Genomic DNA, 11,379 nt, shown 5'->3' on the forward strand with positions numbered 1-11,379 from the left:
CAGAATATACGTTCTACGTGCGCGTTACACACATAGTAAGGCTGACATATATCGTGTACGCTAGGGGATATGGCAAAGAATGCTATTGGTGTACACGTATCAATTGCAGGGGGCATAGAAAATGCTCCTAGTCGTGCGGCAGAAGAAGGGTGCGAAACGTTTCAATGCTTTACGCGCTCTCCTCAAGGCGGCCCGGTAGCTGAACTCACCAAAGAAACAATTACAGCTTTCCAATCTGCAATGCGCGAGCACGGCTTTTCTCGGTTTGTGGTCCACGCTCCATACATTATTAATCTCGCATCTGATACTCCGCGTACGCGCCATGGGTCGGTAAGTATCCTTCGGAAAGAACTTGAGCGCGCCAGCGTACTCGGTGCGCAGTATGTCATGTTCCACCCCGGATCCTACGGAGAAGCAACGCTTGAAGAGGGGATGGAGCGAGTAAAAAAGTCGCTCCATGAAATTCTCGATGGCTATACCGGAATGACACAACTCCTCATAGAGATCTCGGCTGGTGCGGGACATGTGATGGGCAGCACGTTCCAAGAGGTAGGGGAGATGGTGCGCTCTGTTTCCCGGTTCGATGCATTTGGCGGCGTCTGTTTTGATACGTGCCACGCGTTCGCATCGGGGTATGACTTTCGGACGTCAGAAGGCGCAGCGGCAATGCTTTCAGATTTTGATACTCACATTGGATTGCGCTTTTTAAAGATGAGCCACGTGAACGATTCACAAACGCCGCTTGGCGGAAAGAAGGATCGGCACGAACACATAGGCGCCGGGCACGTGGGGGAGGATGGAATAAAGACCATTCTTACAACTCCCGCATTCTCTGCGATAGATTGGATTCTCGAAACAGAGCCAGGGGGGAGAGAGGGAGATCTCAAAAAGCTCAAAGAAATGCGCGAAAAATAAGGGTTTTAGGCGCTTTTGAGGGCCTTGACTTTTCATACAGTTTTGCTATAATATACACATGCTGAGTGAGTTCACTTGGCCGCAATTTTAAAACCAATTCCCGCCATTCCGAGAGGGGTGGTACAGCCCAGGAGGGCGCAATGGAGAAGATGCTGAAGTTGTTCGCGGCCGCGCTGGTCGCGATCCTCTGCGCCCCCGTCTGGGCGCAGGAGGTGTACCCCCGCCACCGCACGGAAGTGCGCGTTGGCGCCGACGTCCGCGTCGGCGACGCTCGGTTCCGTGTCGAAGTTCGGCGCGGTGACCGCGATCGTCGCTATGGCTCTCGCTACGAGCGTCGTTCGTGGGAGCGATCCCACTACGATGACCGTTATGGCCGCGGCTACTACCCGCCGCCGGAAGTCCGGGTGCTTCGTGCGCCCGTGACGTTCGGTGTCGGGCGGCCGGACGACCGCCGTGAGGTGGTCAGCGTTCCGCAGCCCACCGCCCCCCGCACCCCACGCGTCGAAGAAGCGCGAGAGCAGGACGCTCCCCGCTACAAGATGAAGGCGGGGGAGGTGTTCCTCACCAACGAGACGTCGTGTCTCGTGGTGGTGAAGAACAACAGGCTCCAGGTCTCGAGAACGTTCGAATCGGGCGCCGGGACCATCGTCGTTGGGTGGGAGCTTGCGGACCTGTCCGCGTTCGCCTACGACGGAGAGACGAAGAAGTACTATCCGATGGAGATCATCTTCTCGGATTCCGGTCCGGCGAAGTACCGGATCGTGGCGCAGTAGATAGGGCTAGGGAGGCCTGAGATCATGAGCGATTCGACCCGTAACATTCTGATCGCCGTTGCCGTCGGTTTGCTGGTTCTGGCGATCGCGTTCTGGTTCTTCGGGGGCTCCAGCTGCCCGGAGAAGGGATGCAGGGACTACGGTGGCCTGTCCATTGCCCGCATCCAGCCCGTCAACGACGGCGAGGCACTGGCCGTGGCCGCTGCTCAGCTGGCAACCGCCGAAGATCGCCACGCGAAGGCGATTGCCGTCGAGACCGCGAAGGCTCGCGCCGAAGCGGATCGCGACAAGGCGGCGTTCCTCCTGCGCTTCATGGAGAAGCAGCAGGAAGCCGCCGAGCAGTCCGCGAGGAGGGCGGACGAGGCGATCGCCATCTCGGCGGGTGGACTGGCTGGCCGTCGCCGCGGCATCCCCTGCGGGCAGGATCGTTTTCTGCCCTGCAGGTAGCACTGACCCCTCCTTCGCACACATACGTTGTGTAGCGGAGGAGGGACGAAGGTCCCGTGTGAGCTGAGTGGTTTTACCACCGCGCTCCACGGGCCTTTTATTTTTTTTCATACTCATGCCACAATGCATACATGCAGATAACGACCCACTCAGCGCAGGAAACACAAGCGGTGGCGGCGCGTATTCTTGCCTCTCTTGATGCACTTCCTTCTTCTGGCAGTGCCCTGGTGATTCGCTTGGAAGGGGATTTGGGTGCTGGAAAGACGACCTTTGTGCAGGGGCTTGTGCGTGCCATGGGCGTTACCGATGCGGTGCGAAGCCCTACGTTTGTACTTATGAAGCGCTACCCACGCCAGGGTGCGCGTGATGTGGTGCACATGGACTGCTATCGCATTCATCGTCCTGATGAAGTTGCTTCGCTCGATTTGCCCAGTCTTTTTACCGACCCTGATGTCCTCATGCTCATTGAGTGGCCAGAGCGCATCGCCGATATATTGCCATCATCGACGCTTACCATTTCACTTGCCCATGCAGGGGGAGATGCACGCACTATCACTATTCCCGACGAGCTCTCCCAAGGCATGGAAAATAGTGTAAGCTAGCCATATATGCGAAAGCTTGTTCTCATTGATGGAAATGCTCTGGTGCACCGAGCATTTCATGCGCTTCCGCCTCTTACGGCGCCCGACGGCCGCGTGACCAATGCGGTGTTTGGGGTTGCTTCTATTTTGATCCGTATGATTGCGGATGTGCGCCCTACGCACATCATCGCCACGTTCGACCGCCCAGAGCCGACATTCCGCCACGAGCAGTTTACGGAATATAAAGCACATCGAGAGAAGGCTCCTGACGAACTTTACGCGCAGATCCCGCTCGTGCAGGAACTGATGGAGGCTATGGGCATTCCCGTGCTCCAAGCCCCCGGGTTTGAGGCTGACGACATCATCGGAACTCTCGTGCATCAACTCGAGAATGAAGAGGACATGCAGATTGTGATTGCGACAGGAGACTTAGATACTCTTCAGCTAGTGAAGGGGGAGCGTGTTGTAGTGCTTACACCTAAAAAGGGTCTTGGTGAAACGGCGCAGTATGACGAAAAGGCTGTACACGCTCGATTCGGCATTACCCCTGACCAAGTCCCTGATTTTAAAGGATTAAAAGGGGACCCTTCAGATAACATTCCCGGCGTGCCGGGTATCGGAGACAAAACCGCGTCAGCGCTCTTGGGAGCGTATGAAACGGTTGAGGGTGTCATTGAGGCGGCGACCACATTTGAGAAGGGGGCTAAAAAGGAGAAGAAAAAAGGCATCCTGACAGAGAAGCTGGCTGAGAAACTGGTGCTCCACGCAGATGAAGCTCGCTTTTCGCGAGAACTCGCGACGATTCGCACCGACGCACCCGTGTCGTGCTCGCTCGAGAGCGCCTTGTGGCGGGAGCGAGCAGATGCCGCAAAGGCCCGCGCGCTTGTTGAGGGGCTTGGGTTCCGTTCGCTCGTGCGACGCGTCGAAGAGCTCTTCCAAGATCCAACAGAAGCAGTAGATGAGCAGCCTGCAGAGGCGTTAGAGCTTTTTCCGGCGCAGGCATCGGGAAGCCTTTCTGATCTCACGCTTGGTAGTGTGATTGCGGTGATGCCAGGGGGTCCTGACGTGTGGGCTATGACAGAGGACGGTATTCCTGTGCGTGTCCCAGAAGAAAAAGTTGGGGAGCTTACTCCCTTTCTGGAAAAGGCGCCGCGTATTGTAGGGTACGACATTAAAGAGATACTCCATCGAGTGCGTGCAGCTGGTCTTAAAGCGCTCCCCCGTGCGCCTCTCTTTGATACGCATATTGCGGCGTGGCTATGCGCTCCTGATGTGCGCGCCCACGATCTCCCGAGTGTTCTTCGTACACATCTCCGCAAAGAAGTCGGGGAGGAGGCGCTGAGCGAACAGTGTGCGTTGCTTTTTGACCTTTCTCTAGCGCTTGAGCGCGCGCTCGCCACTGCAAAGATAGAGCATATCTACACAGATCTGGAAGCCCCACTCATTCCCGTGCTTGAGCACATGGAGGAGCGGGGCATTTTGGTGGACAAAGCGGTAGTTGAATTGTTGCGCAAAAAATCCCAGAAAGAACGGGATGATCTTTCAAGAGATATTTTTAAACTCGCAGGAGAAGAATTTAATATTAATTCGTCACAGCAGATGGCGAAAATCTTGTATGAAAAACTGGCGCTGGGAGGAAAGATTAAAAAAACGAGCACGGGACGCGCCTCAACTGCAGCGGGGGAGCTTGAGAAACTTCTCGGGAGTCACCCTATTATCGAAAAGATTCTCGACTATCGAGAACTTGAAAAACTCATTTCGACATACATTGAGCCATTTCCAGCGCTCATAGCTGCCGATGGCCGCATCCATACGACGTATAATCAAACTGTGGCGGCAACGGGAAGGCTTTCGTCGCAAGACCCCAACCTGCAGAACATTCCCACGCGCACTGCGCTTGGCCGCGAATTCCGAAAAGCTTTTGTTCCCGCCCCGGGGAGCGTATTGGTTTCGTGTGACTACTCACAGCTTGAGCTGCGCCTGGCGGCACACATTGCCGAAGATCCGGTCATGATCGAAGCCTTCCGCACTGGACAAGACATTCATGCCCGCACTGCGGCAACTATTTTTAAAGTTCCCCTTGAAGAAGTAACAAAAGACATGCGTCGCCAGGCAAAAGTGCTCAACTTTGGCATTCTCTACGGTATGGGTTCTCTTGGGTTTGCGCGCGCCGCGGGGGTCGACCGCGCAACCGCAACCGCGTTTATTGAGCAGTATTTTAAGGAATTTGCCGGCGTTGCGCGTTATGTAGAGCGCATGCATACCCAGGCACGCGAAGAGGGGTACGTTGCGACACTCTGGGGGCGCAAGCGCTTTACGCCAGATGCGCGTGCAACATTTCCTCAGATGCGCGCTCAAGCCGAACGCATTGCGGTGAACCATCCGCTCCAGGGGACAAATGCAGACCTTATTAAAAAGGCAATGATTCAAATAGAGAGCGAGCTTCCAGGATACATGCTTCTCCAGGTGCATGATGAGCTCGTCTTTGAGCTCCCGAGGGATCGCGTTCTCGAGCTGGCGGGCCGCGCACGCACTATTATGGAATCAGTGGCCAAGCTCTCGGTACCTTTGGTTGTTGATGTATCCAGCGGCTCTTCGTGGGGCGACCTTGAACCGCTTTCGTTGTAATCCCATGTATACGTTCTTACCTCCATGGATTCGGGGCTGGAAAGGCATTGCGCTCTTGGGCTGCCTTTTCGCCGTTGGTATATTTTTCTTGTTTTTCAACTCTACCGCCATTCCTATTTTGGGGGGAGGAGGGGGTGGCACTGTGCGCTCAGAGAGCACTGCGTGCACTACCGCGCGGCCATGGGCGGTGATGCTTTCAGGCGATGTGATAACGCGACCCCTCTCGGGCATTGCGTCAGCGAGTATGGTCTTTGAAATGCCGGTAACACCAAATGGCGTTACGCGAACGATGGCAATTTTTTGCAACCTTCCAGAGCGCATCGGCTCGGTGCGCTCGGTGCGTGCCGAGTTCGTGCCGCTTGTGGCGGCGACGCACAGCATTCTCGTACACTGGGGAGGTGAGGCGGGGGCTTTAGAGCTGGTGCGCGAGCAGAAGCTCGATCGGGTTGATGGGATGCTCTATGATGGGACATATTTTACGCGCTCAAAGAGCGTGCCGGCGCCCCACAATGGCTTTACGGGCAGGACGCTTCTGGTGAAGGCGGTAGAGCGGCTAGGGGTACCTACATTAGGGGCTCTTAAAGATTTCCCGCGTGGGGACGTTGCCCCTACAAAGAAGCTGGGAAGTATTGTGTCGCGTATCGATATTCCGTTTCTCCCGCCCTTTGACGTCTCTTGGACATATGACCCACAGACGCAACGCTACGCGCGCATGCGCAACGGGACCCCAGAGATTGATGTGCGCAACAACGCCGCCGTCTCCGCAGATGTTGTAGTAGTGGTGCGTGCTCCCGCAGAGCAATTGCGTGACCAGTATCTCTCCATCGCTCTTTCTGGGGAGCGTCAGGCGACGATATATCAAAAGGGGGCAGTCATGAGCGCGACATGGAGCTTGCGTGATGGGGCGCTTGTGTTGCAGGGTGCGAGTGGCGACCCTATTACCATCCAGCACGGAGTCGTCTGGGTGCATATTGTACCCGAAGGCATTGCGAGCACGCTATGATTATTGCATTCTTTGGAACTGATAGTTATCGAATCACCCGTGCGGTAGGCGATGTGATTCGTGCGCATGAGAAAAAGCATCCACATCACGGTGGAGTTCTGACTTGCGATTTTTCATCAGAAGAGGGGGTCCGTCTTGCGCACGATGCGCTACAGACAACCTCGCTTTTTGGGGGCGTTCGCTTGGTGCGTTTTCCTCCGGTGGCAGGGAAAAAAGACCTCGTTCATGTGGCCACTAAGCTTTTGAGTGATTTCCGCCTAAGCGAGGTGCGTGATGTTGTTGTGATCATAGCCGAGCAATCGGAAGAGGCTGCACTGCGCAAAGAACATCCTGCGTATGCAGCAGCGCTCAAGGGGGCGCAGCTGGTAAAGACGTTCGCATTACCTCCTGCAGCACGCATGGAGACGTGGGTGCGTCAGGAGTGTGCCATACGCGGGCTGCAGATAGGTCCTGATGCGGCGCGAGCCCTCATCGAGCGTCGGGGAGTTGATCCATGGGCTCTTGCACACGAGATTGACAAATTGCAGAATTATGTCAATAATAGTGAGGTTTTGCGGGCGGATATTGACGCCCTCATTTCCCCTTCGGTATCAGAAAATGCCTTTGCACTCCTTGACGATGTAGCCGATGGGAGAGTCGATAGCGCCCTTGCACGCTGTACGCGTCTTTTATCTGGCGGCGAGGACCCGCTTCGACTCTTAGGGTTACTTGCGCATCATGTGCGCACAACGATCATTATTGGAGACCTTGCTCGTCGAGGGAGTCCTCCGGAGCGCATTGCTCGTGATGCTGGGATTCATCCATTTGTAGTGCGTAAATCCTACGCACGAGCTACGCGTATTCCGCAGGAGTACGGCGCCCGTTTGATGGAATTACTTGCTCGAGTAGATCGGGCGTTGAAAGAGGGGGGAGGAGCAGGGGTTGATGAGCTCGCTCGTATTACATTGCATGCTGCCACATTATCTCCACATCGGAAGCGCGCAGGATCTTTCGCATAATCGTCGCGCGTATTGGACGTATCGCGCCCTGGAAATGCTCCCGGGCTTTTTAGCGTGGGGGACGCTTCTTGCAACGTTAGTTTTGCCGTTTTTTGCACCAACCCCCATAGCTCTCTTCATTATTGCGTTCGATGTGTACTGGCTCCTGAAAGCGATGTATCTCTCGGCGCACATGCGCGCCACATTTAAAACGATGCGTGGGTATGTGCATCGCGACTGGGACGCTGAGGTGCGCACCATAGTTGCCCAAGGACCCGAGCTCAAAGGGGCGCGATGGGAGGACATATATCATCTTGTTATTCTCCCAATGTATACAGAGCCCCATGCACTTGTTCGCGAGAGTTTTCTTGGTTTATTACGCTCTACATACCCACGAGAAAAAATGATTGTAGTGCTTGCGACAGAGGAGCGGGCCGGCGCTCCTGCTCAAGAAACGGCGGCGCGCATTGTCGCAGAGTTTGGATCTGCATTTCATGCATTGCTCGTCACAACCCACCCCGCCAATCTTCCAGGTGAAATCCCCGGGAAGGGTTCGAATGATGCGTGGGCGGCTCGAAAGGTGGTTGCTGAATACATCGATCCGCATCATATCCCACACGAACGCGTCCTCGTTTCTGTTTTCGACGTTGATTCTATAGTGCATCCCAGCTTCTTTTCAATGCTTACTTGGCACTACCTTACCGCAGAGAAGCCAACGAGATCATCATTCCAGCCCGTGCCGCTTTTTACTAATAATATCTGGGAAGCTCCAGCATTTGCGCGCGTCTTTGCCTTTGCGACGACGTTTTGGCAAATGATCCAACAGGCTCGGCCAGAGCATCTGGTAACCTTTTCCTCGCACTCAATGAGCCTGGCACCACTCGTAGATATAGGGTATTGGCAAACAAATGTTGTTTCTGAGGACTCGCGTGTATTCTGGCAGTGTTTACTGAGATTTGATGGCGACTGGCGCACAGTTCCACTCGCTTTTCCTATCGCCATGGACGCAAACGTGGCGCCTACCTTCTGGCAAACACTCGTAAACCAATACAAACAGATTCGGCGCTGGATGTTCGGCGTTGAAAACAACCCATATTTTATGTATGGGTTTCTCCACAATAAACGAATTCCAATTCGCACAAAGCTCCGCGCTCTTTTCTTTATGATCGAGAGCTCTCATTCGGCAGCAACTCACTCACTTGTCATTTTTCTTCTTGGGTGGCTTCCTGTTATCGTCGGCGGGAGTGCATTTGCGAGCACGGTTCTTTCGTATAATTTGCCACAAATTACTCGTTTTATTATGACGCTTGCCGCGGTCGGACTTGTGGCAAACGTGGCAATTAGCATCGCTCTTCTCCCGCCGCGCCCACCGCAGTATGGCAAGCGGGCATTTCTATGGATGGCCCTGCAGTGGCTTCTCCTGCCCATTAATCTCATGGCATTCGGAGCGCTTCCGGCCCTTGAGTCACAAACAAGACTTATGCTCGGCAAATATCTTGGGTTCTGGGTGACTCCAAAAGCACGACACACTACTGCGGGTGAGTAATTGCGCGCACTTCTGCGACGCGGGCCTTGAGTTCCGGATAGCGTGAGAGGCGCGAGTCTTCATGGAGAAGTATTCGAGCGACATTTCGTGCGCGAGTGACCGTGCGGGATGATGCGCTGAGTGCGAGGCGCAGATCAGAGGTTCCTGACTGCTTAAAGCCGAAGAATTGGCCAGCGCCACGGAGCTCGAGGTCGTGTTCCGCGAGCTTGAATCCATCGTCGCAAGACGCAAGCAGCGCGAGGCGCTCATGCTCTGTTTTTTCTGGGGATGAGGCAAAGAGAAAGCAGTGTGACTGCCCTTCGCCACGACCCACGCGTCCACGAAGCTGGTGTAGTTGGGCGAGACCGAAGTGGTCGGCGTGTTCAATTGCGATAATGCGTGCATTGGGGACATCAATACCGACTTCAATAAGCGTTGTTGCAACGAGTACGTGGTGCCAGCCATCGCGAAAGCCAGCCATCGCGGCGGAGCGCTCTGCCGGCCTCATGCGTCCGTGGATGAGCGAGACTGAAAATTCTGGGAATACGTCTTGAGCGAGGACCGCGTGTGCCTTCTTTGCTGCTCGGAGATCATAAAGTGCCGATTCAAGTGGCGCATCGTCGGCCTCCTCATGAATGCGCGGAGATATAAAAAATGCCTGGGCTCCATCGCGGATAAGCGTGCGCATATGCTCCATTGCTTTTGCCCGATCTTTTGGCGCGACAATGTGGGTGATAATTGGATTGCGCCCCGCAGGCTTGGTGCGAATTGTTGAAATGTCCAAATCGCCAAGGATAGTGAGAGCTAGCGTGCGTGGAATGGGAGTCGCGGTGAGGGCAAGGAGGTGGGGCGCCTGTTTTGCTGTTGCGATTAGGGCGCGGCGCTGGTCTACACCAAAACGATGCTGCTCATCAATGATGGCAAGTCCTATGTGGGGGAGTGTGACCCCTTTTGCCATAAGCGCATGCGTCCCAATAATAAGATACGGAGCCTTTCCTTTGATGGCTGAACGGGCGCGAGCTTTCGGGACGGTGCGTCCATCAAGGCTCGTTTCTTGCGCAGTAATGAGCGCAACATGAATATTGAGGATGTTCCTGAGTCGCTCTGCGCTTTGTGCGTGTTGACGTGCTAGGGCATCTGTTGGCGCCAAGAAAACCGCGTGATGGCCCGCGTGAACGGCGTGTGCAGCTGCAAGAAGTGCAACGATTGTTTTTCCACTTCCCACATCTCCCTGTAAGAGTCGGTTCATGGGGAATGGCCGCTCCATGTCAGTAATAATTTCGAAAAGCGCCACACGTTGGTCGTCGGTGAGTTTCATTGGGAGTTTATTGATGCGCGCCTTGAGAAACGCATGGTCCTGCGGGACTGGTATCCCTGGTATCGCGTGAGTAATGCGACGTTGCTGGAGTGCACCGATATGCAGTGCGAGGACGTCATCGAAAGCGAGTCGTTCTTTGCCTCGCTTTGCTTCGCTTACTTCGGCGGGCACGTGAACCATACGGAGCGCTTCTTTAAGAGGTGGGAGAGACTGTTCTACGCGGACTGCCTCCGGAAGGGGATCTGGCACATGCCAGAGTGCCAATATTTTTTTAACATAATTGTGTAGTCCGCGAGAGGTAATCCCTTCAGTTTCGGGATATACGGGGACAAGCCCAAGGGGCGCAGGTTCACCTCCGTCAAGCGAGATCGTCTCATATGAGGGACTTGCGAGGTATACGCCTTTTTTATCACGATACGCCTTTCCAGCAACGCGCACTCGAGTTCCTTCGGGGAGTGCCTTTACGAGATATGATTGATGAAACCAGCGGATGCGAATTCGTTCCCCGTTATTTTCAATGACCGCCTCTGTTGCGGTCATACGTTTCGGGAAAATGTAGGTATTAATAATGGAAACAATGGTACCAACGCAGGTGACAATATCTCCTGGGCGCACGTGGCCTGGCGAGCGGGGAAGTCCAAAATCTTGATATCGATGAGGTAGATGCCACAGAAGGTCTCTGGGTGTTTTAATGCCCAGTTTTTCAAGTTTGGCATAGTGCGCGGGGGCAATGCGGATCCACAATTGCAGAGACGTGCGTGCTTCTTCCCACGTGGTAATTGAGCGACTAGGCATGGCGTGCGTTAGAAATACCATTCAAGAGTGAATGGTGCAAGGCTAACGTACTATAACGGAGCACCGGGCGGTTTTTTCTCCGCTGGTTACAATGATTTCTTGTCGTCCTTCTGTTTCTGCAGAGAAAGCGATGATAGCAATTGATTCCGCGGTGGTGATGTAGGCAATGTTTGCGCCGGGGACATCCCAACGATAGGGTGGGCGGCCTCCTTCTGCAAAAACAATGAGGTCTTGCTCAGGCGCGACGTGCGTGCTTTTGGGGGAGCAGACAAGAGGCTGCTGATCCGCGCCCGAAGAAGAGATTTCGGGAGTAAAGAGCGTTTGTTGAAACAACGCAAGCATACCAATGGTACCAGCAAACGTAGTGGCAATTACTGAAACCCATGTTCGTGATACGGAAAAAGAGTAGCGACCCAT

The 11,379-nt window shown here is 54.6% G+C and carries 10 protein-coding genes; 8 read left to right on the forward strand and 2 right to left on the reverse strand.

Features of this window, described 5'->3' with window-relative positions:
• The first annotated feature begins 69 nt into the window (after positions 1–69).
• From QY311_02250 to QY311_02285, 8 genes are all read left to right on the forward strand, one after another.
• Positions 70–915 carry a deoxyribonuclease IV gene (locus QY311_02250; protein ID WKZ26939.1) on the forward strand — a complete coding sequence of 282 codons (846 nt, stop codon included), beginning with the start codon at positions 70–72 and terminating at the stop codon, positions 913–915.
• 140 nt (positions 916–1,055) lie between these two features.
• Positions 1,056–1,688, forward strand: a complete 633-nt coding sequence (locus QY311_02255) for a hypothetical protein (protein ID WKZ26940.1) — start codon at positions 1,056–1,058, stop codon at positions 1,686–1,688.
• A gap of 24 nt (positions 1,689–1,712) precedes the next feature.
• A complete protein-coding gene (locus QY311_02260; GenBank protein WKZ26941.1) occupies positions 1,713–2,135 on the forward strand; it encodes a hypothetical protein in 423 nt (140 codons plus the stop codon).
• Positions 2,136–2,266: 131 nt separating this feature from the next.
• Positions 2,267–2,737, forward strand: a complete 471-nt coding sequence (gene tsaE, locus QY311_02265; GenBank protein WKZ26942.1) for a tRNA (adenosine(37)-N6)-threonylcarbamoyltransferase complex ATPase subunit type 1 TsaE — start codon at positions 2,267–2,269, stop codon at positions 2,735–2,737.
• A 6-nt stretch (positions 2,738–2,743) separates the two neighbouring features.
• A complete protein-coding gene (gene polA, locus QY311_02270) occupies positions 2,744–5,344 on the forward strand; it encodes a DNA polymerase I (GenBank protein WKZ26943.1) in 2,601 nt (866 codons plus the stop codon).
• A gap of 4 nt (positions 5,345–5,348) precedes the next feature.
• Positions 5,349–6,347 carry a DUF3048 domain-containing protein gene (locus tag QY311_02275; protein ID WKZ26944.1) on the forward strand — a complete coding sequence of 333 codons (999 nt, stop codon included), beginning with the start codon at positions 5,349–5,351 and terminating at the stop codon, positions 6,345–6,347.
• Positions 6,344–7,345: a DNA polymerase III subunit delta gene (holA, locus tag QY311_02280; protein ID WKZ26945.1), complete on the forward strand. Its 1,002-nt coding sequence runs from the start codon at positions 6,344–6,346 to the stop codon at positions 7,343–7,345. Before QY311_02275 ends, holA begins: the two co-directional genes overlap by 4 nt.
• Positions 7,296–8,870 (forward strand): glycosyltransferase family 2 protein, encoded by a 1,575-nt coding sequence (locus QY311_02285; protein ID WKZ26946.1) that lies wholly within the window; start codon positions 7,296–7,298, stop codon positions 8,868–8,870. Before holA ends, QY311_02285 begins: the two co-directional genes overlap by 50 nt.
• Here QY311_02285 and QY311_02290 read toward each other — a convergent pair.
• Together QY311_02290 and QY311_02295 are read right to left on the reverse strand one after the other, a co-directional pair.
• On the reverse strand, positions 8,854–10,983 hold the full coding sequence (locus tag QY311_02290; protein ID WKZ26947.1) for an ATP-dependent DNA helicase RecG: 2,130 nt from the start codon (positions 10,981–10,983) through the stop codon (positions 8,854–8,856). The genes QY311_02285 and QY311_02290 overlap by 17 nt on opposite strands.
• Before the next feature lie 21 nt (positions 10,984–11,004).
• Entirely contained in the window at positions 11,005–11,379 is a 375-nt protein-coding gene (locus QY311_02295; protein WKZ26948.1) for a hypothetical protein, read from the reverse strand.

The sequence above is a fragment of the Candidatus Paceibacterota bacterium genome (assembly GCA_030583765.1).
Taxonomy (GTDB): Bacteria; Patescibacteriota; Minisyncoccia; order 2-02-FULL-40-12; family GWA2-44-9.